Raw genomic sequence first — 20,846 nt, 5'->3', positions numbered from 1 at the left:
CGGAGGGGAAAGAATCCGCGCCGCGCTGCCCGATGTCAAGCTGCTGTTAGCGACGGAACGCCTTCTCCAAATCTTCCTCGGCGATCCCGCGTGCCTTGAAGGCTGTGGTGCCCGAGTCGAGCAGTTCGCGGGCGGCGTCCCGTAACGCCCCATATGCCACCCAGGCCAGCCCGCCGCCGATCGAGACCCGGCGTACGCCGAGCTCCGTCAGCTGCGGGACGCTCAGGCCGCCGGCCACGGCCAGGACGTTTACCGGGGCGTCGACCGACTCCACTACCCGGCCGATGTCGTCCCGCTCACGCAGGCCCGGGGCGTAGACCACGTCGGCGCCGGCTTCGCGGTATGCCCGCAGGCGGTCGATCGTGTCGTCGAGGTCGGTGTTTCCGGTGTCTCTGTACAGGAAGTTCTCGGCGCGGGCGGTGAGCACGATGCCGTGCCGAGCCGCCGCGCTCGCGGCCGCCGCCACCCGCTCGGCGCTGATTTCCACTGATTCGATCCGATCCGTGGCCGGGTCGTAGTCCTCGATCGAGATGCCGGCCGCGCCCGCCCCGGCGAGCAGATCGACCGTCTCGGCGATGCCGTCCGCGCTGTCGGCGAAGCAGCGCTCGGCGTCCACGTTCACCGGGATCCGCACCGCCGCCGTCAGCGCCGCCACGTGCGCGACCAGCTCGTCCCGGGTGACCTGCTGATCAAGCTTGCCGAGCGAGGCGGCCAACCCGGAGGAGGTGGTGGCGAGAGCCGGGAAACCGTAGCTTTCGAGCAGCAGAGCGGAGCCGACGTCCCACGGGTTCGGAAGAATGAAGGTGCCGGCCTGATGCAGCTCACGGAAGCGTTCGCGGACGTTCGTCATGGCGTTCACGTTAGGCTCTGCGCCGTGTCAACTCTGCGCTCGCTCGCCGAACAGGTCCGGGCGTTCGCCGCCGAGCGGGACTGGGAACAGTTCCACACCCCGAAAAATTTGGCGATGGCACTGGCCGGCGAGGTGGGCGAGCTGTTGGCCGAGTTCCAGTGGCTGACACCGGAGCAGTCGGCGGCCGTGATGAGCGATCCAGTGCTGGGCCCGCGAGTCCGTGCCGAGCTGGGCGACGTGATGATCTATCTGGTCCGGCTGGCGGATGTGCTGGACGTGAACCTGGTGCAGGCGGCGGAGTCCAAGCTGGGTGAGGCGGGAAGGCGTTACACGGTGGAGGCCGCGAAGGGCTCAGCCACCAAAATCCCCCAGCCCTGACGACCCTCCCACTGCTCCCGGGACGGCACTGCTCCCGGATGGCACTGCTCCCAGACGGCACTGCTCCCGGACGGCACTGCTCCCAGGCGGCACTGCTCCCAGGCGCCATCGCTCGCCGGCCCGGCCAGTGCCAATTTCGGCGTGCCAAGAGCGGTTCGCGCTGAGATCTTGAGCCTTTGTCCACCCTGGACTGTGGACAAAAGCTCAAGATCCGGCGGGGCGGGGCACGGCGGGGCGGGCCGTCACCTCGCGTTGTTGCCCTCCCGAGGGCGCCGATCTTGGCGACTTCCGACCGCTCGGGTTACGCCATTTGTGGAGCGGTAGCGGGTTCGGTGCGGCCTGGCGATCTCTCGGGGCGACCTGGCGATCTCTCGGGGCGGCGTAGCGATTTCTCGGGGCGGGGTGCCGCTCGGAGATCTTGTGCGGTTTGGCCGGCTGATCGACCACGAGTGCACGACTTTGCGGGGCGGTCGTTGGTGGCATGTCGATTTCGGATGTTCTGCGTGCTTTATGATGAAACTCTGTCACGACAGCGGGTAGACGGTGTCGGATCTTGGAGACTCGTGGGTGTTCTGTGCCCCGCCGGTCTCCACGGTTCGGCCAACGCGGTGCTTCACAGTCCCGATGTGGTGACGTGGTGCTTCACAGTTCAGACGTGGTGACGCGGTGCTTCACGGTTTCGGCGTGGAGATGCGGAGCTTCACGGTTTCGGCGTGGTGATGCGGAGCTTCACGGTTTCGGCGTGGTGATGCGGAGCTTCACGGTTTCGGCGTGGTGAGTGTGGTGCTTCGCGGATCTTGTGGAGTTCGGCGAGCCGTTTGTGCGTAACTCCGCAAGATCGGCTGGGCCTGTTCGATCTTGTGGAGTTGTGCGGGCACGTCTGCGGGGAAGTCCACAAGATCCAGGCGGAGCGGCGCCGGGCCGAGCGGCGCAAGGCCGAGCCGAGCGGCGCAAAGCCGAGCCGAGCGGCGCAAAGCCGAGCCGAGCGGCGCAAAGCCGAGCCGAGCGGCGCAAAGCCGAACCGAGCGGCGCAAAGCCGAACCGAGCGGCGCAAAGCCGAACCGAGCGGCGCAAAGCCGAGCCGAGCGGCGCAAAGCCGAACCGAGCGGCGCAAAGCCGAACCGAGCGGCGCAAAGCCGAACCGAGCGGCGCAAAGCCGAGCCGAGCGGCGCAAGGCAGGGCAAGGTCGGGTGGGGTGGGGTGCTTGCCGGTCTGTTGTTGGGATGTTGAGAGTTGGCTGCCGCCGGCTCGGGGAGACCGGTGCCCGACGGGGTGGTGCGCGGTCACGCTCACCCGGCCGTTGGAATCGCTGAGTCTTGTGATGGCGGCGTGCTGGGAGTCAACAGGATCGGCGAGGGTCAGTAGATGTCTCGGCGGTAGCGTTTTTCGGTTGTCAGCTGTTTCAGGTAGGTGGTTGCTGCCTCTGGGGAGAGGCGGCCGTGGTTCACCGCTATGTCGTGCAGGGCCTGGTCCACGTCCCGGGCCATTCGGCTGGCGTCGCCGCAAACGTAGAGGACGGCGCCTTCCTGGAGCCAGGACCACAGGTGGGCGCCCTGTTCTCGCATGCGGTCCTGCACGTATATCTTGGTCCGCTGGTCGCGGGAGAAGGCCAGGTCCAGGCGGGTCAGGGTGCCTGACTCCTGCAAGGCTGACAGCTCTTGCTCGTAGTAGAAATCTGTCGCCCGGCGCTGTTCGCCGAAAAAGAGCCAGTTCGGGGCTGTGGCTCCGGTCGCCTGGCGTTCCTGCAGGAAGCCTACGAACGGGGCGACACCCGTGCCCGGACCGATCATGATCATTGGGGTGGACGGGTCTGACGGTGGGCGGAAGTGTGGGGCCCGCTGGACGAACACCGGGACCTCGGCGCCTGCCGGCGCGTCTGCCAGGTGGGTGGAGCAGACGCCCTTTCGCCGGCCATATCGGACCACGGAGACTGTCAGGCTCACTCGGTCCGGGTCGACAAGTGGTGTCGAGCTGATCGAATACAGTCGTGGCTGGAGGCGTTTCAGGACGCCGATCCACTCCTCCGCGGTCGCCGTGACCGGGTGTTCGGCCAACAGGTCGGCTATCTGGCGGCCCCAGGTCCACTTTGCCAGCTCGCCCTTGTTGTCCGGCCGGAGCAGGGTCTTCAGCTGGGCGGCTCCGGCTCGCTCGGCGGTGAAGCGCAGCAGGTCGGTGGTGATGCGGGTGATGTCGAGGTGGCTCGACAACGCCTCACCGAGCGTCATGCCCAACGAGACCTCGGTCGAGCGTGACAGCCCGGTCAGGGCCAGCCATTCGGTGACCAGATCCGGACAGTTGACCGGCCAGACGCCCAACGCATCCCCCGCGGAATAGTCCAGCCGGCCCTCGGTGGCGAACGTGAACCGGCGTACCTCTTTCGCCGACCCGGGCAGGCTGAGCAAACGGTTCCCGGCCAGGGTGGACGTCAGCGGTTTGGCCTTCGTCGGGGCCACGGGCGGCGGGGTGGTGAGTGCGGCTGTGACCGAATTCAGCCAGCCGGTCGCGGTGTCGGAGAAATCCGGCTCGCAGTCGGCGCGTGGTGCGAGGCGTACCGCGCCCAGCTCGGCGAGGCGTTCGTCGAGGCGGCGCCCGTGCCCGCAGAAATCGTCGTAGCTGGAATCGCCGAATGCCAGCACCGCGTACCGGCGGCCGTCGAGGCGTGGCGCTGCCGCGTCGGCGAGCGATCGCCAGAATTCCGCGCCGTTGTCGGGGGCGTCGCCGTCGCCGAAAGTGCTCGTCACCAACAACAGATCGGCGCCGGGTTCGAGCAGTTCACCGGCGGCCGAATCCATTCCGAGAACGCTGATCTGCCGCCCGGTCACCGCGAGCCGCCCGGCCAATTCGCGCGCGAATTCCTCGGCGTTGCCGGTCTGCGACGCCCAGAGAATCTGCAGGCGGCCCGCCGCCGGCTGAGCGGTTCCCGGCCTTTCCCGCGAGGGTACGGAAGAAGCGGCGGCCGCCGCCATCAACCCGTTGATCCACATGGCCGTACCCCGGTCGAACGGCGCATTGTCCGGCAGGAGCGGCGGAGCGGGACGCCCCGCAGGCACCCCGGCCAGGAACCCAGCGAGATATCGCCGCTGGTCGTCGTCGAGCACCGGCGGCGCGGAGTCGAGCCCCAGCATCTCGTGCAGACCACCGGCCGTGACAAAGGGAACAGCAACCGGAAGCGGAAGAGCGGCGACCGGATCCGGCGCGGCCACCCTGGTCAGCGACACCGCGCAGATCTTCAGCTCCGGCTGGAAGGACAACGGATCTACCGCGTCGCTGGTCACCGCGTTGACGCTGACGTACTCGCCGAACAGGTCGTTCCAGTGGAACGGCGCGAAGCAGTTGCCCGGCGCGACCCGGTCGGTGAGCACCGCGGGCAGCACGGCCCGCCCGCGCCGGGACGCGATCTCCACCTTGTCGCCGGCGGCGATGCCGTGCCGGTCGGCGTCGTCCGGGTGGATCTCGACGAACGGGCCCGGGTTGAGCTTGGTCAGCTTCGCGATCTTCCCGGTCTTCGTGAGGGTGTGCCACTGATGCTGGAGACGGCCGGTGTTCAGCACGAAAGGGAAGTCGTCGTCGGGCATCTCGGCGGCGTCCAGGTGCGGCCGGGCATGGAAGACCGCCTTGCCGTCCGGAGTGGCGAACCGCAGTCCCCGCTCGGCGTCGAGGTACCGGATCGGGTTACGGTCCGGCCCGCCGACCGCCGCCGGCCACTGCACCGGACCATCGCTGAGACGTTCGTACGTGACACCGCTCAGGTCGTACCCGGTCTGTGGGTTGGTGAAGGTTTTGATCTCTTCGAGGATCTCCGCGGCGCTGGCGTAGGTGAAGGCATCCGCGTAACCCATCTCGGCGGCGACGCGCGCGATCAGCTGCCAGTCGGGGAGGGCCGCGCCGGGCGCGTCAGCGGCCGGGTGGATCAGCGAGAGCGAGCGTTCCGAATTGATCATGATGCCGTCGGTCTCCGACCACATCGCCGCGGGCAGGGCGATGTCGGCATAGGCGTTCGTCTCGGTCTCGGCGAAGGCGTCCTGGGTGATCACGAGCTCGGCCGCCTCAAGGCCGGCGATCACGGTCCGGCGGTTGCCGACCGACGCGACCGGGTTGGTGCAGACGATCCAGCAGGCCTTGATCCGGCCGTCGGCCATCTGCTCGAACATGTCGACAGTGCCCTTGCCGACCTCGGTGCGCAGCGTGCCTGCCGGCACGTCCCAGACCCGCTCGGTGAACTCGCGGTCGGCCGGGACCAGCACCGATCGCTGTCCGGGCAGGCCCGGACCCATATAACCCATCTCTCGCCCACCCATGGCGTTCGGCTGCCCGGTCAGAGAGAAAGGCCCACTTCCGGTACGGCAGATCGCGCCGGTAGCCAGGTGCAGATCGCAGATGGCGTTGGTGCTCCAGGTGCCGTGGGTGCTCTGGTTGAGGCCCATCGTCCAGAGCGTCATCCAGTTGCCGGCCGCGCCGATCCACTCGGCGGCAGTGCGGATGTCCGCTGCCGGGATGCCGGTGATCTCCTCGACACGCTCCGGCGGGTAGTCGGCGAGCAGCGGTGGCATCGCCTCCCAGCCGGTGGTGTGCGCCGCGATGAATTCCTCATCGCGAGGAACAAGGTGCAGCAGGCCGTTCAGAAACGCCAGGTCGGTGCCGGGCTTGATCTGCAGGTACAAATCCGATTTCTCAGCGGTGGCCGTTCGCCGCGGGTCCACCACGATCAGCTTGGCGCCGGCCTTGACCCGTTCCATCATCCGCAGGAACAGGATCGGGTGGCAGTCCGCCATGTTCGAGCCGATCACCAGGAAAACATCGGCGTGATCCAGGTCGTCGTACGATCCGGGCGGCCCGTCGGCGCCGAGCGACAGCTTGTACCCGGTGCCGGCGCTCGCCATGCACAGCCGCGAGTTCGACTCGATGTTGTTCGTGCCGATATAGCCCTTGACCAGCTTGTTCGCCAGGTACTGCGCTTCCAGGGTCATCTGACCGGAGACGTACATGGCGAAGGCGTCCGGGCCGTGCTCGTCGATGATGGCGCGCAGCCGCCGGGCGGTCTCGGTGATGGCGGCGTCGACGCCGGTGCGCTCGGGCTCGGCGCCACGCCGGGGCCGGATCAGCCCGGTGTCCAGCCGGCCCGGCGCGGCGAGCAGTTCGAGGCTGGTGGCGCCCTTGGTGCAGAGTCGTCCGGCGTTGGCGGGGTGCGCCTTGTCGCCTCTGGCCTTGAGGACCCGGCGGCCCTCCACTTCGAGGACGATGCCGCAACCGACGCCGCAGTACCCGCACACGGTCTTCACCTGGGTCAGATCGGCAGGCACACGCACCCCTTTCGAAGCTCGACGGGGTTCACGCTTTCAAGCCGCGGTTTCCGGTCCGTCAACAGAGACGTGTGTACCTGATTACCCGGACGTCACTATGCCCGGGACCGGGTTGTGAGCCGCAGCCGGTTCGGGGCGGCCGAAGTGGTAACCCTGCAGCAGGTCGAAGCCGATCCCGGCGAGGGTTTCGGCGGTCCGGCTGTCCTCGACACCCTCGGCGACCAGGGTGAGGCCGAGGCCGTGCGCCATCTTGGCCACCGCTTCGACGATCACCCGTTCCTGTGGCTCGTGCACCCGCATGACGAACGAGCGGTCCAGTTTCAGCTCGTCGAGCAGCAGTCTGGTGAGCAGCTCCAGCGAGGTGTAGCCGGTGCCGAAATCGTCCATCGCTATGCGTACGCCCATCGCCCGGATCGCCCTCAGGCGGTCGGCGCTCTGGTCCGGCCGGGTCATCACGGCGCTCTCGGTGACCTCGACGATGAGCGCCTCGGGCGGCAGGCCAGTGCGTTCCAGCAGGCGTTCCACGATCGCGACGATGCCCTCGGAGGCGAGCACCGGCGCGGCCAGGTTCACCGCGATCGGCATGGTCCGGCCGGCGCGGTGCCAGCACGCGGCCTGCCCGACGGCTTCGGCGAGGACCGCCTCGGTGAGCGGGTGGATGACGTCGGAGAGTTCGGCGCGGGGCAGGAACGAGCGTGGTGACAGCAGGCCGCGTTCCGGGTGTGCCCAGCGGACCAGGGCCTCGTACGACGCGACCTGGCCGGAGCGGGCGTACACCAGCGGCTGGTAGTGCAGCACCAGCTCCTGGTTGGCGACGGCGGAGCGCAGGTCGGTCTCCATGCCCAGGTCGGCGGCGCCGACGACGGCGGTGTCCCGGGCCCAGACCTCGACCCGGGTGCGGTCGCGTTTGGCCAGGTACATGGCGGCGTCGGCGCGGGCCAGGAGCTCGTCAAGGCCGGCTGCACCCTCGTCGAGGCCGGCTGCACCCTCGTCAAGGCCGGCTGCACCCTCGTCGAGGCCGGCTGCACCCTCGGCGATGCCGACGGCGGCTTCGACGGTGATCGGCACCCCGGCCACGTGAAACGGCCCCTCGATGGCACGCAGCAGATCCCGCCCGGCGTCGGCGAGCGGCGTTGCCGGCCATCCGCCGGCGGTGAGGATCACGAACTCATCGCCGCCCAGGCGGTATGCCGGTGCCGGCGCGCACGCCGCGCTCAACGCGGACGCCACATGACGCAACAGCTCGTCGCCACGAGCGTGCCCGAGAGCGTCGTTGATCTCCTTGAAGCGATTCAAGTCGATCAGGAACAGCGCACCCGGCAAAACCGCACCCGATAAGACCGCGCCCTGCGAAGCCAGCTGGCGGCGGTTGCCGAGCCCGGTCAGCTCGTCGGTGAACGCCATCGCGGCGTATCGGCCGCTGAGGTACTCGACGAGCGGGCCGACCGGGGCGAGCCCGAGGGCGCCGTCGTCGAAGGCGACCACGACGGGGTTCGACTTGCGGTGATCCGGGCGGCCGATCGCCACCCGGGCCGCGTCGTCCCAGGTCGTCGCCGCGGGCAGGACGAGGGCCGGCTCACCGATGACGGCCCGCAGCGGGCGCCGGTGCAGCAGCGCCCGGCCATATCCGAGGCGACCGGCCAGCAGCACGTCGAGACGGGCGCGGGCGACGAGGTGATGGACGCCGTCCACGACCGTGACGACACCGAGCATTCCCGGGTCGGCATGGACGAGCCCTTCGATGTCACCCATCGCCGTGTCCGCGTCGACAACCGCGGCGGGCACCGCCAGATCAGCGAGCGCCGGCACCGGAAAAGCCGCAGCGAGGGCCGGCTCACCCATTCAGAACCCCCGCACGACGATGGACATCGAATTATGCACGCCGCGTCCTACTTGACCATTACCCCGGCCGCATCCGATGTGGTCCCGTCCGCGAGCTGAATCCGGAACTCGTACCGATGGCCGCCGGTCAGCATCGTCTTGTCGAAGCGGTCGCCGTTCACCGGGTACGGGTCGGTCTGCCACTGCTCCCCCGCGGTCGCGTCGCGCACCTGGATCCGATACAGCGTCCCGGGCCTGGTCTCTTTCCAGGTCACGATCACCGCGCCGGGTCCGTCGCTGCGAGCGGACAGACCGGTCGGCAGCGCCGAGGGGATCGTGGCCTTCACCGCCTTGGACTGCGGGCCGACGCCGCCGTCGCTGAACGCGGCGACGGTGAACTCGTACTGATGCCCGTCGACGAGGCCGTGCACGGTGGCCTTGGTGCCCTCGACCGCGATCTCCTCGCGGGTGAACTCGCGCTCGCCGGCGGTCAGGTCCCGGCGGAAGACCCAGTACCAGTCGGAGCCGGTGGTCCGCCAGGTCAGCTCGACCTGGCCGGCGTCCGGGTCGGCTTTGAGCCGGGTCGGCGCCTCGTCCGGCGCGGCCAGGTCGGCGGTGGCGCGTACCGAAGGTGACCGCTCACCCACCCCGCCGGAGTTGACGGCCGCGACGGTGAACTCGTACTCGTGGCCGTGCACCAGCCGCCCGGTGTCGAACGTGGTGCCGTCGGCGATGCCGGGCGGCCCGTAGTCACCGCCGTCCGTGAGGTCGCGCCGGAACACCTGGTAGGACAGTCCGGGCGCCACCTGCGGCCAGGCGATCCGGATCGAGCCGTCGGACCGGGCCTCGGCGCTGGGCTGCCCGGGCGCCGGCGGTTTCGCGACGATCGCGGTGACCCGGGCCGGCGCCGACGGCTCGCTGTCTCCGCCGCCGCCGACGGCGACCAGGGTGATCTCGTACTCGTGGCCGGAGCTCAGCGGGCCGATGGTCGCGCTCTTGCCGGGGTAGGTGCCGGCCGATACCGCCTTGTCCTGGCCGTTCGTCGTATCGCGATGGAAGATCTTGAAGAGCTGCACGAACGCGATCGACTCCCAGCGCACCGTGACCCGGCCGTCCGGCAGGGTCTGCACCTGCGGCGCGGCCGGGGCGGACGGCGGCGGCACGGTGGCCCGCATCGTCGACGGCGCGGACAGGGCGCTCTCGCCGTCGTCGTCGACGGCGGTCACCGCGAACTCGTAGTCGTGGCCGTTCACCAGGAAGTCGGTACGGAAACTGGTGGCGCCGCCCGGCGTCTCGACAAGGCGTACGAAATGGGTCTGTCCGTCGGAGATGTCGCGCCGGTAGATGCGGTAGGTGATGTCGTCGCCGTCGACCGGCTGCCAGGCCAGGCTCGCGACGCCGGCGCCGTCCGGTGTGGCGGCCAGGCCCTCCGGCACGTCCGGGCCCTCGTCCGATGAGCCGTCGAGCGGCCACCCGATCTCGAAGAATCGCGGGCGATAGATGCTGGCGTCGCCGTAGGTGACTGCCTCGTCCAGGTTGTTCACGTTGTACGAGACCAGCAGCCGGCCGGGCCGGGCCAGATCAGGGTGCAGGTCGGCGTCGTAGACGATGTGCCCGTCGGCGACCTCGGGCGCGGTGAACAGATAGTGCGGCCCGCCGAACGGCCCGGTCGGCGACTCCGCGGTGTACGCCACGAACTCCGAGCTGAACGTCAGATTGTTCTCGTGGGTGACCAGGACGTACCGGTCGCCGACCTTACGCATGCCGTAGTTGGTGCCGACGCCGCTGATCAGCCGCGCGGACTTGTCCTCCGCGGCCGTCCAGCCGGCGCCGGTCCAGAACTCCCACGTCTGGTTCAGGTCGGTGCCGCGGACCCGGGCCACGTGCGCGAACTTCATGTCGCTGGTGACCTCGGTGCCGTAGACGTAGGTGAACTCACCGTCCGGCATCACCTCGGAGCCCCACGAGATGCGGGTGCCCAGCGGCAGGTTCCGGACCGGCCCGGTGGTGAGGTCGGGAAGCCCGAAAGTGGCAAGTGTGGTGCCGGTCAGCCGGTGGTCCAGCGGCCCGGCGCCGGAGCGTTTGTACCTGTTCACCAGAACCTGCACCGACTCGCCGGTGACCACGGCGTCGCCGACCCAGGCGAAATCGGCGTCCTTGCCGACCGGGACGAGCGAGGTCGGCGCGGCCGAGGTGCCGCCGTACCGCAGCGGACCCAGCTCGGCGCCGGTCTGCACGATGGCCGAGCTGTTGATCAGGCCGGAGGTGCGCGGCCGGGAGCCGTCCGCGCCGGGCTTGCCGAGGAACGTGTCCGAGAAGAGCCAGAGGATCCGGCCGTCCGGCAGCTTCACCGACGCCGTGCGGTCGGCGCCGAGCCAGGTGCCCGACGTGTCGCCGTAGGTCTGGAACATCGCGGTCAGCTGCTCGGCCGGAATCCCGCCGCCGTCCTCGGGTGGATCCTCGCCACCCCAGGTGGCCGCCGCCGCGGTCCCGCCGATCAGCACGGCCACCACGAGACCACCGAACACCCGGCGCGTCACCTTGTCCAAAACTCCGACCCCCGTCGCCTTTACTCGACGAAGAGACTTTCATGACTGGATTCCGCTTCGGTAACGGATGTCCGGACACGTGCCACTACCAGCGCTCCGGTGGCGGCCAGCGCGAGCACCGCGGCCCCGAGCGCACCTGCCGCGATGCCAGGCACGGTGTGCGGCAGAAAGAGCCAGGTCCCGAGTACGAACAACGCCGTCACCACCCACAGCGGAGCAGACGGCCAGCGGGCTTCGGCAGCGACCTGAGCGTTGATCAGCATGAAGACCAGCCCGTAGCAGGCGCCGGTCGCCGCGAAAATCCAGGCGTACCGGCCCATCTCCACATAGTCCGGGCCGCCGGCCAGCCCGAATGCCAGCCCACCGGCGAGCGCCGACGCGGCAACCAGGAACACGCCGCAGCCGCCGACCACGAGCAGCCCCAGTCGCAGGGTGCGCTGATTGCCCTGCGCCAGCCGGGGCAGCGCCAGAATGGTGACCACCTGCGGCGCCCAGAGCGCGCCCTTCGTCAGAACGGTGCCGACAGCGTAGGCGCCGGACAACTCCGGCGACAGGAAACGCCTGGCCAGCAGCAGATCGGCATAAGAGACCACGAGCATCGCGAGGGTCGCTCCCCCTGCCGTGAGCACGGCCCGCAGCGGCAGAGCCGCACCCTCCTTGGGTACGCCCGGACGACGCGCCAGCAGATGCAGGACCGGCAGTGCGAGCACGGCGGTGACGGCCCCGAGCAGCAGCGACATGGTCAGCCCGAGTCCGATGGCCAGGCCGAGCACCACGCCGCCGTACCGGCCGCCGGAGACCACCGCGATGCCCGCCGCCAAGGGCAGGAACCGCTGGTCGCCCTGCATCTCGCCAAGCCAGCGCCCGGCCGCGACCACGCCGACCGTGGAGATCGCGGCGAACGCCGTCGCGGGCGCCGGCAGGTCCAGCACGACGACCGCGATCGGCATGACGAACAGCAGGGCGCAGGCGGTGCCGAGCACGGTGTACAAGGCGGAGCGGGCCGTCGGCACCGGCCCGGACCGGGCGCGGTGCACGGCCACGGCGATCTGCAGTCCGGTGCTGGCCACCCCGGCGATCGCCGTCATCGCGAGCAGGGTGGCGAGCGCGCTGAGATCCGCCGGGCTCAGCTGCCGCGCACCGAGCAGGGGTACGACGTAGGCCAGCGCGTTGGCCAGCACACCCGCCCCGGTGACGGCCAGTCCGGCCGTTCCTATCCCGCTGCTCTTCGCCATCCTGCTTGTCCTGTTCCTGTCCCCGTTGTGTGTACGGTGTCGCCGTGCCGCGCTCATGCTAGAGACGCGATCTTGATTGAGGAGGCCCGCCCTGGGACGGCCTGATCCGCGACGGCTGGCGTTGCCTGCCACCGCCGTCGTCGTCACCGCGCTGGTGCTGGCCCCGCTCGCCGCTCCCGGCTACCTGCTGGCGTACGACATGGTGTTCGTGCCGAGGCAGCCGCTGCGCTGGGATCTGGTCGCGCCGTCCGCGACGCTGCCCCGGGCCGTGCCGCTGGACGCGCTGGTCTCGCTCGCCACCCAGGTCGTGCCGGGCTGGCTGCTCCAGCGGGTCGTGCTGGCCGCGGTGCTGCTGCTCGCCGCGATCGGCGCCGGCCGCCTGGTCCCCGCCGAACGCACTGGCACCCGGCTCGTCGCGGCCGTCGCGTACGCCTGGACGCCGTACCTCGCTGAACGGCTGCTGCTCGGGCAATGGGGGCTGCTTCTCGCGTACGCAAGCCTGCCCTGGATCGCCGGGAGCGCGACGCGCGTCCGGGAGGGTGACCGGCGGGCCCTGATCGCGCTGCTCGGTTTCGGCGCGCTCGCCTCGGTGACACCGACCGGCGGCGTGCTCGCGCTGGTCACCACGGCGGTGATGGCCGCTCGCCGCAGTGTGCTGTCCGCGGTGGCGATCGCCGGCGTCGCGCTGCTGAACACACCCTGGCTGCTGGCGGCCGCCCTGACCGACGCGGAAGCCCGCAGTGATCCGGACGGCGTGGCGGCGTTCGCGGCGCGCGCGGAGAACTGGAGCGGCACGCTGGGCTCGCTGCTCGGCACCGGCGGCATCTGGAACGCGCAGACCACCCTGCCCAGCCGCGAATCGGTGCTCGCGCCGGCCGGAACCCTGGCGCTTCTCCTTCTTGCTCTTGGTGGCGCGAAGGCGCTGCGGGACCGATGGCCGGCCGGCGCCGCGATCCGGCTGCTCGTGCTGGCCGCCGGTGGTTTCCTGGTGGCCGCGTTCGTGCTGCTGCCGGGTGGGCGGACGGTTCTGGAGTGGCTGGTCGCCACGGTCCCCGGCGCGGGGTTGCTGCGGGACGGGCAGAAGTTCGTTCTTCCGTACGCTCTGCTGCTCTGTCTCGCGATGGCGCTCGGCGCCGAGCGGGCCGCCATCCGGGTGGGTGATCGTCTCGCGGGCCGGGTGGTGCTGGCCGGTGCGCTGCTGCTGCCTGTCGCGATCCAGCCGGACCTGGCGTTCGGGGCCGTCAACCGGCTGCGGCCGGTGCCGTACCCGGCGGATTTCGCGGTGGTGGCGCGGCTGGTCGGCGACGCGCCCGGTCCGGTGCTCTCGCTGCCGCTCTCCGCCTATCACACCTACTCCTGGAATCTCGGGCGAACCGTGCTCGATCCGCTGCCGCGCTATCTCGACGCCGACGTGGTGACCGACGACCGGCTGGTCGTGGGGAACATCGTGGTGACCGGTGAGGATCACCGGGCCGCCGCGGCGCGACAGGCCCTGCGAACCGGGACCCCGCTCGCCTCGCTCGGACTTCGCTGGGTCGTGGTGCAGCGGGTCGCCGGGAAAGCTGAGGTGCCGGCTGCCGCGCTGACCGGTTTACGGCTCGTGTATGACGGTCCGTATCTGGACCTGTACGAGAACACTCTTCGCACGGAAGTTACTACGTGGTAGCGTCCCGCGCACGCAGAGCACACACGCGTCAAGGAGGAGTTACCGAATGACCAGAGCCCTTCCGCTGCTTCTGGCCGGGGTGGTCGCCCTGGGGCTGGGCGCGCTCGGCACGGCCGCACTCGCGAACACGCTCAACAGTTCGTCGACCGCGACCGCCAACAGCGTGGACGAGTCCAAGGTGTCCGAGGACGTCCTGCAGTCGGGCGTGTACGGCAGCCGCTGAGCCACGCGAAAAGGTCCCGGCAGCTCGGCTGGCCGGGACCTTTTTCGTTGGGTTCTATCCCGCTGTGTGGGTGCGCTGCCGGGGCCGGTCGACTGCCCGGACCACGCGCGGCGAGGCGATCAGGCCCGCGAATTTCTCCCCCGCCGACGGCCAGGTGAAGCAGTCGGCGTGTGCCCGCGCGGCGCTGCCCATCTCGGCCCGCAGCGCGTCGTCGGCCAGCAGCAGCCGCGTCTTCGCGATGAAGTCGGGTGTGTCGTCGGCCAGCAGGCCGGTACGCCCGTCGACCAGGGACTCCTCGACGCCACCGGCGCCGCGGATCGCGATGTTCGGCGTACCCACCGCGCCGGCCTCGACGATCGTGAGGCCCCAGCCCTCCTTGAGCGAGGGGGTGAGCGCCAGCCAGGCCTCGCTCATCAGGACGCGCTTCTCCTCGTCGCTGACGAAACCGGCGAACCGCACCCGGTCGGCGATGCCGTGCTTCACCGCGTACTCCCGCAGCTCGTCCTCCCACCAGCCCTGACCGGCGACAGTAAGTGTCAAGCCGGGGAACTCGTGGTGCAGCTCGGCCACCGCGTCCAGCGCCATCTCGACCCGCTTGTGCGGAACGAGCCGGCCCAGCACCACGAGGGAGGGCTCAGGGGTACGCGCCACCGGGGCTGCCGGGGCCATCTCCGGGGTGCCGTTGTGCACGATGGTGACGCGCTCCGGGTCGACGCCGAGGACCGCCAGCTCGTCGCGGGTCGCGGCCGAAACGGTCACGTACCGGCAGCGGCTGTAGAGCCGCGGCGCCAGCCACGACTCGATCCACCACCCGATACGCGCGAGTCGCGGAGTCAGCACAACCGGCCATTGCTCGCGGTGCACATGGTGAACGAGAGCGATGACCGGACGCCGGCTCCAGAGCGGCGAGAAAAATGGCAGACCGTTACCGACGTCGACCAGAACGTCCGGCCGGCCACCCCGGCGCCGGCTCAGCGGGCCGATGCCGATCATGCCCAGAAGGTAGGCGAGGGCGGCACGGAGGTACACCGTGTGCCTGCCGCCTCTGCGCAGCACGCGCAGACCAGCGGCGGTCGTCTCATCGGCCGGACCCTCGTCGTGAGCTGCGCAGAAGAGCGTCGCTCGATATCCCCGACGGATAAGTTCCCCGGCGATCTTCTCCACGTAGACTTCGGATCCGCCACCGTGGGGGTTACGAGTGTCCCGCCAGTTGAGGAACATGACGTGCCGGGATGCGGCTGCCGGTATGTCCACAATCACCTCTACTAGCGAGTAGCATTCGCGGGTCGCGTCACACTATGGGGTTGCCAGATGACTCCGCAATGGCGGAACGGGAGAAACATGCGCCACCCACGAAACACCGTTGAAACTGCCGATGTGGGCGGCGCTGATCAGCGTTCGATCTGGCGGATGCGCCTGGTGGCGGTCTGTCTCGGCCTGGCCGCGCTGGGGTTTCTCCAGGATCCCGGACAGATCGTCATCGACACCAAGGTCGACCTGGCCGTTGATCCCGCCGGATGGATGGCCCGCGCGCTGCACGTCTGGGATCCGGCCGGCACGTTCGGCCAGCTTCAGAACCAGGCGTACGGATACCTCTGGCCGATGGGCTCGTTCTTCCTGGCCGGCAAGGTCATCGGGCTCCCGGCCTGGGTGATCCAGCGGCTCTGGTGGGCCGTCGTGATGGCTGTCGCCTGCACCGGCGTCGTGAAGCTCGCCGAGAAGCTCAACATCGGCTCGCCCTGGACCCGGCTCTTCGCCGGCGTCGCGTTCGCCCTCTCCCCCCGCATGATCACCGAGCTCGGCCCGATCTCGGTCGAGGCGTGGCCCAGCGCGATCGCGCCGTGGGTGCTGATCCCGCTGGTCGGGCTCGCCACCGGCGCTCCCCTGCTGCGTGCGGTGACCCGGTCCGCGCTGATGGTGGCGTGCGCCGGTGGTGTCAACGCAACAGCTGTGCTGGCCGTGGTCCCGCTCGCCGGCATCTGGCTGCTCGGGCTGCGCCCGTTCTCGCTGCGGATCAAAGCAGTGCTGGCCTGGGGTGTCGCGGTCGGATGCGCCACCGCCTGGTGGGTGGTGCCACTGCTGCTGCTCGGCCGGTACAGCCCGCCGTTCCTGGATTACATCGAGACCGGCGCGGTGACCACCTCGACCACCGACACGGTGACGGTCCTGCGCGGGGCTTCGCACTGGCACGCGTACCTGAGCAGCTCGTTCGGCGCGCCCTGGACGGCCGGCTGGCGCCTCGCCACCGAGCAGCCGCTGGTCGTCGCGACCCTGGTCGCCGCCGGGCTCGGCATCGCCGGGCTGGCCCGCCGCGGCATGCCGCACCGCGGATTCCTGATCACCGGCCTGCTGGTCGGCCTCGCCATGGTCGGTCTCGGTCACGTGGGCGCGGTCTCCGGCCTGTTCGCCGAGGCGCAGCGCACGTTCCTCGACGGGGCCGGCGCGCCGCTGCGCAACGTGCACAAGTTCGACGTGGTGGTCCGGCTGCCACTGATCCTCGGCATGGCCCACCTGCTCACCGTCTTCGCCCGGGCCGCCGCGGCCGCACCCGCGCCGCAGTTCCGGAACCAGATCCGGCCGGCCCAGCTGCGTGCCGTCGTGGTCGCCGGCGTCGCCCTCATCGCGGTCGGCGGCGTGGCTGCCCCGGCGCTCGGCGGTGGTCTCGCCGCGCAGGGCAGCTTCCAGAGCGTGCCGCAGTACTGGCAGCAGGCCTCCGGCTGGCTCAACCGCAACCTCGACCAGGAACACGTGCTGGTCGTCCCCGGAACCCGGTTCCCCCGATACCTGTGGGGCAACCCGAGCGACGAGATCACCCAGCCGCTGCTGGACAAGCGCTGGGGTGTGCGCAGCTCGATCCCGCTCACCCCGCCGGAGACGATCCGGGTGCTCGACTCGATCGAGCAGACCCTGACGTCCGGTGCCGGCTCCGCCGGGCTGGCCGACTTCCTGGCCCGCTCCGGGGTGCGTTACCTGCTGCTGCGCTCCGACCTCGATTACGGCCGTTCCGGCGCGACCCAGCCGGTCATCGTGAAGCAGGCGCTCGCCCGCTCACCCGGTCTGCGGCAGGTCGCCGGGTTCGGGCCGTACATCGGCGGCGGGCACCTGCCCGGCCTCTACGTCGACAACGGGCTCAACACCAAGGTCCGCACGCTGGAGGTCTGGGAGGTCCAGGCCGAGGTCGACCCGGTGGTCGCGTACGACTCGAGCCAGATCACCACGGTGGTCGGCGGGCCCGAGTCGATCCTGTCCGCGTCGGCGGCCGGCGCGCTCCCGGCCGGCCCGACCGTGCTGGCCGGCGACCGTACCGAGGACACCGCGAACGGCCCGGTGGTGCTCACCGACGGGCTGCGCCGCAAGGAGGTCGCGTTCGGCCTGTCGCACGACAGCGCGTCGGCCACCATGCAGGCCACCGACGAGCAGATTCTCGACGTGCCGGCCCGTGACTACCTGCCCAGCTGGAGTGAGGGCAACGAGACCGTCGCCCGGTACTCCGGGATCAAGTCGGTCACGGCGGCCAGCGCGTATTCGCAGGCGCAGCCGCTCACCGGGTCACGGCCCGCGTACCAGCCGTTCGCGGCCCTCGACGGTGACCGGGAAACCTCGTGGCGGTCCGCGCCCGGCACCATCGCGACCGAGCAGTGGTTCGAGGTGAGGCTGCCCAGCCAGCGGCGGGTCGAGCAGATCGGGCTCACCTTCGACCTGGGCAGCGACTCGGTGCCCACCAGGATCACCGTGACCGCCGGCCAGAACCTGCCGGTCACCCAGGACGTCTCCGGCACCAGCGCGGTCGTCGAACTCGAACCGACGAAGCTCACCGACCGGATCCGGATCTCGTTCGACGCCGTGCGCGACGTGCGGATCGGGTTCGGCGGCGTCGGCATCGCCGAGCTCAACATCCCCGGAGTGAAGGCCGAACGGACCCTCGTGGTGCCGGACAGCCCGGTGGCCGGCGTCGCCCCGAGCATGGTCTTCTCGCTCGCCACCGCGATCCCGGCCTGCTACTTCGACAACGGCCGGCCGATCTGCAACGGCGACCTGGCCCGCGGCTCGGAGGACGGCACCCGGATCGACCGGACCACCACGCTGCCGGTCGACGCGCAATACAACCTCAAGCTCACCGCCCGGCCGCGCGCCGGATCGGCGCTCAACGAGCTGATGAACGCCGGCGGCAAGGCGTCCATCGCCAAGGACATCACCCCGACGGTCACCACCTCATCGGTCGGTGTCCTCGAACCGGCCACCCGGCCCGGTGTGGTCGCCGACGGCGACCCGGACACCGCCTGGTACGCCGCCGACGGCGACACCAAGCCCTGGCTGCGGATGACCTGGCCGGCGGTACGCCAGATCAACGGGATCCAGCTGACCACCACCGAGGCGACCGCGGCGGCCCGGCCCTGGCAGGTCACCGCGCTCGGCGACCACGACGTGCGGGACGGGTTCCTCGACGAGGGCGGCACCCTGGTGTTCGACCCGCCGATGAAGACCGACGAACTCACCGTGCTGATCACCGACACGGCGCGGGCGAACAGCTACGACCCGTACCGCAACGTGCAGCGGACCCTGCCGGTCGCGGTCGGCGAGTTCACCGCCCTGCCCGACGAGGCGCCGCAGCGCGCCAGCCAGACCACCAAGCTGGACCTGGGCTGCGGCAGCGGGCCGAAGGTGACCGTCGAAGGCGTCGCCCGCGACACCGCGATGATCGCCAGCCGGCGCGACCTGCTCGAACTGCGCGAGGTGGAGACGCGGCTCTGCGGTTCCACCGCGCGGACCCCGATCCCGGTCTCGGCAGGCGTGACCCGGGTGGTGGCGGCCGCCTCGGCCGTGTCCGTGCCGAGCCAGGTGATCCTGACGCCGGTCAAGGCCTCCAGCGCCTCCGGCGGGCAGGCCGGCGGCAGCCCGGTCGTCGACGACACCGTGGCCTCGGCGGCCACCGGTGTGCGTACGCCGCTGACGATCGAATCCTGGTCGGCGACGCAGCGGCGGGTGGTCCTGGACGCGTACCCGAACCAGCGGGTCCTGGCGCTGCGCGAGAACGTCAACACGGGGTGGGCCGCCAGCATCGACGGCGAGGACCTGCCGGCGATCGTGGTGGACGGCTGGCAGCAGGCCTGGCTCGTGCCGGCCGGCGCGAGCGGCGAGGTGGTCATGCGCTTCGATCCGGACCGGCTCTACGGCGCGGCGATCAGCGGCGGTGCGCTGCTGCTGACCGGCGTCACGGTGGTCGCGATCCTGGCCGGGCGGGGACGTCCGTCCGGCGGCCTGCCGATCATGGTGGCTGCCGCCCGGCGCCGCCGGGGCGTCCTGCTACCCGCGCTGTTCGGCGGTGCTGCCCTGGTGGTCTTCGGCGGGTTCGCGGCGATCGGGCTGGCCCTGATCGGTGCGGCGGCCGTGCTCGTGTTCCGGGTACTACGCCCGTACTTCGGCGAGCACGACCGGCGGCGGCTCAGCCGGACCAGTGTCCTGGCCGGCTGGCTGCTACCGGTCGTGCTCTTCACGGCGGCCGGGTATTACGCGGTGACGCTCGGCGGGCACACCGCCGCGCTGCCTCAGCTCACCGCGGTCGCCGCGGTGGTCTTGCTCTGGCTCTCGGTGATCCTGCGCCGCGGACGCGGCCAGCGGTGGCTGAAGCGCTGAGCCGGACGCTCGATCATGTAGAAGCTGAGTGCGGCGAGCACCGTCCCGCCGCCCGCCACCACGAGGTACGTCTCCCAGAAGCCGCCGGTGAACTCCGGACGGCCGGTGACCTGGTAGAACATCTCCAGGACGAACGGGTGCCAGAGGAAGATCCCGTACGAAACGGTGCCGAGCCAGCGGGCTGAGGAGCTGCTGAACAGCTCCTTGGCCCGGGTCTGCGGGCCGAACGCCAGCGGGATGGTGATCAACACCGCGAGCAGCGTGTACAGGACCATCTTGGTGCCGAACTGGCCGGCCGTCGGCTCGCCCAGTCCGAGCGGGCCGGCGATCGGGGTCGTGGCGATGGCGTAGACCGCCAGCGCCGCCGCCCAGCAGGCCAGCGGCGCCGCGGCGATCCCATCCAGGAAACGCCAGTGCGGCCGCAGGCCGTTGCGGATCGACACGTGGACCGAGGCCAGCAGCATCCCGGCGCCGAACCACAGCCCGTACGCCGGCAGCCACATCGTGTGCAGGCTCGGTGACAGCACGCCCGCGCCGATCAGCGCCACCCACACCGCGGTGACCACGCTGCCACCCACGATGATCACCCACGGCCGCCCGGTCCGTTTCCGACCGGCCGTCAGCAGCGCACCGATGATCGGCAGCAGCAGGTAGAAGACCACCTCGGTGCAGAGGCTCCAGGTCTGGCTCAGGCCGTGCCTCAGATCGGCGCTCTGGTAGATCTGGGTCAATGTGAAGTGGCGGATCCAGTCGGCACGGGTGGCGTCGGAGTTGCGATCCAGCAGCAGCAGACACACCACCACGGCCACCCAGTACGCCGGAAGCACGCGCATCACGCGTCGCCAGAGATAGCGGCCCGTCGTTGGTTTCCGGCCGCCGGTGGTCTGGGCCTGCGCCCACGGCCGGAACAGCAGGAACCCGGAGAGCACGAAGAACACCGCGACGCCGGAGTCCAGACGAGCAAGCCAGCCACCCCAGGCACCACCACCGGTATTGACACCGGTGGCGAATCCGACGTGGTGCCCGACCACAGCGAGCGCGCCGATCACCCGGACCACGTCCAGGGCGGGGAGGCGTTGCAGTGTAGCCGTCGAAATCGGTGCAGACATGTACCGTCCAAGGGTTCCGTAACCATGTAACCGGCGAGTAACCTCCGGTCATTATCGGCGACGGCGCCTCTGGCGCAATGC

The 20,846-nt window shown here is 70.3% G+C and carries 11 protein-coding genes; 4 read left to right on the top strand and 7 right to left on the bottom strand.

Annotated elements, in window-relative coordinates; all coding sequences use genetic code 11:
- Nucleotides 1–46: 46 nt before the first annotated feature.
- Nucleotides 47–850: an isocitrate lyase/PEP mutase family protein gene (locus tag ACQP2E_RS09935; protein WP_433830092.1), complete on the bottom strand. Its 804-nt coding sequence runs from the start codon at nucleotides 848–850 to the stop codon at nucleotides 47–49.
- Nucleotides 851–874: 24 nt separating this feature from the next.
- On the opposite strand from ACQP2E_RS09935, the gene ACQP2E_RS09930 reads away from it, so the two are divergent.
- Nucleotides 875–1,228 carry a nucleotide pyrophosphohydrolase gene (locus ACQP2E_RS09930; protein ID WP_433830090.1) on the top strand — a complete coding sequence of 118 codons (354 nt, stop codon included), beginning with the start codon at nucleotides 875–877 and terminating at the stop codon, nucleotides 1,226–1,228.
- 1,358 nt (nucleotides 1,229–2,586) lie between these two features.
- Here the strand turns inward: ACQP2E_RS09930 and ACQP2E_RS09925 are convergent.
- The 4 genes from ACQP2E_RS09925 to ACQP2E_RS09910 all read right to left on the bottom strand — a co-directional run bounded on the left by ACQP2E_RS09925 (nucleotide 2,587) and on the right by ACQP2E_RS09910 (nucleotide 12,133).
- Entirely contained in the window at nucleotides 2,587–6,528 is a 3,942-nt protein-coding gene (locus tag ACQP2E_RS09925) for a molybdopterin-dependent oxidoreductase (RefSeq protein ID WP_433830088.1), read from the bottom strand.
- A gap of 81 nt (nucleotides 6,529–6,609) precedes the next feature.
- Nucleotides 6,610–8,370 (bottom strand): putative bifunctional diguanylate cyclase/phosphodiesterase, encoded by a 1,761-nt coding sequence (locus tag ACQP2E_RS09920; protein WP_433830086.1) that lies wholly within the window; start codon nucleotides 8,368–8,370, stop codon nucleotides 6,610–6,612.
- Nucleotides 8,371–8,417: 47 nt separating this feature from the next.
- Nucleotides 8,418–10,889 carry a fibronectin type III domain-containing protein gene (locus ACQP2E_RS09915; protein WP_433833870.1) on the bottom strand — a complete coding sequence of 824 codons (2,472 nt, stop codon included), beginning with the start codon at nucleotides 10,887–10,889 and terminating at the stop codon, nucleotides 8,418–8,420.
- A gap of 29 nt (nucleotides 10,890–10,918) precedes the next feature.
- Entirely contained in the window at nucleotides 10,919–12,133 is a 1,215-nt protein-coding gene (locus tag ACQP2E_RS09910; protein WP_433830084.1) for a polysaccharide biosynthesis protein, read from the bottom strand.
- A gap of 121 nt (nucleotides 12,134–12,254) precedes the next feature.
- Here ACQP2E_RS09910 and ACQP2E_RS09905 point away from each other — a divergent pair, with 121 nt between their 5' ends.
- Complete coding sequence (locus ACQP2E_RS09905) at nucleotides 12,255–13,799, top strand: hypothetical protein (protein ID WP_433830082.1); 1,545 nt, start codon at nucleotides 12,255–12,257, stop codon at nucleotides 13,797–13,799.
- A 46-nt stretch (nucleotides 13,800–13,845) separates the two neighbouring features.
- The gene (locus ACQP2E_RS09900) at nucleotides 13,846–14,022 is read left to right on the top strand and encodes a hypothetical protein (RefSeq protein WP_181557662.1); all 177 of its coding nucleotides are present in this window, start codon (nucleotides 13,846–13,848) and stop codon (nucleotides 14,020–14,022) included.
- 54 nt (nucleotides 14,023–14,076) lie between these two features.
- On the opposite strand, the gene ACQP2E_RS09895 is transcribed toward ACQP2E_RS09900, so the two are convergent.
- The gene (locus ACQP2E_RS09895) at nucleotides 14,077–15,243 is read right to left on the bottom strand and encodes a glycosyltransferase family 4 protein (RefSeq protein WP_433833868.1); all 1,167 of its coding nucleotides are present in this window, start codon (nucleotides 15,241–15,243) and stop codon (nucleotides 14,077–14,079) included.
- A 156-nt stretch (nucleotides 15,244–15,399) separates the two neighbouring features.
- Between ACQP2E_RS09895 and ACQP2E_RS09890 the strand changes: the two genes are divergently transcribed.
- On the top strand, nucleotides 15,400–19,656 hold the full coding sequence (locus ACQP2E_RS09890) for an alpha-(1->3)-arabinofuranosyltransferase domain-containing protein (protein WP_433830079.1): 4,257 nt from the start codon (nucleotides 15,400–15,402) through the stop codon (nucleotides 19,654–19,656).
- Here the strand turns inward: ACQP2E_RS09890 and ACQP2E_RS09885 are convergent.
- Entirely contained in the window at nucleotides 19,569–20,765 is a 1,197-nt protein-coding gene (locus ACQP2E_RS09885) for an acyltransferase family protein (protein ID WP_433830077.1), read from the bottom strand. The genes ACQP2E_RS09890 and ACQP2E_RS09885 overlap by 88 nt on opposite strands.
- Nucleotides 20,766–20,846: the final 81 nt, after the last annotated feature.

Source organism: Actinoplanes sp. CA-015351, assembly GCF_050955685.1.
Lineage (GTDB): Bacteria > Actinomycetota > Actinomycetes > Mycobacteriales > Micromonosporaceae > Actinoplanes.
Note: the sequence above shows the minus strand (reverse complement) of the source record. Positions and strands in the feature narration are given on the sequence as shown.

What these genes read in the sequence shown, in the direction of transcription:
- ACQP2E_RS09935 (WP_433830092.1), bottom strand. Translation starts at nt 850, where the DNA reads ATGACGAACGTCCGCGAACGCTTCCGTGAGCTGCATCAGGCCGGCACC.
- ACQP2E_RS09900 (WP_181557662.1), top strand. Translation starts at nt 13,846, where the DNA reads ATGACCAGAGCCCTTCCGCTGCTTCTGGCCGGGGTGGTCGCCCTGGGG.
- ACQP2E_RS09895 (WP_433833868.1), bottom strand. Translation starts at nt 15,243, where the DNA reads ATGTTCCTCAACTGGCGGGACACTCGTAACCCCCACGGTGGCGGATCC.
- ACQP2E_RS09920 (WP_433830086.1), bottom strand. Translation starts at nt 8,370, where the DNA reads ATGGGTGAGCCGGCCCTCGCTGCGGCTTTTCCGGTGCCGGCGCTCGCT.
- ACQP2E_RS09885 (WP_433830077.1), bottom strand. Translation starts at nt 20,765, where the DNA reads ATGTCTGCACCGATTTCGACGGCTACACTGCAACGCCTCCCCGCCCTG.
- ACQP2E_RS09910 (WP_433830084.1), bottom strand. Translation starts at nt 12,133, where the DNA reads ATGGCGAAGAGCAGCGGGATAGGAACGGCCGGACTGGCCGTCACCGGG.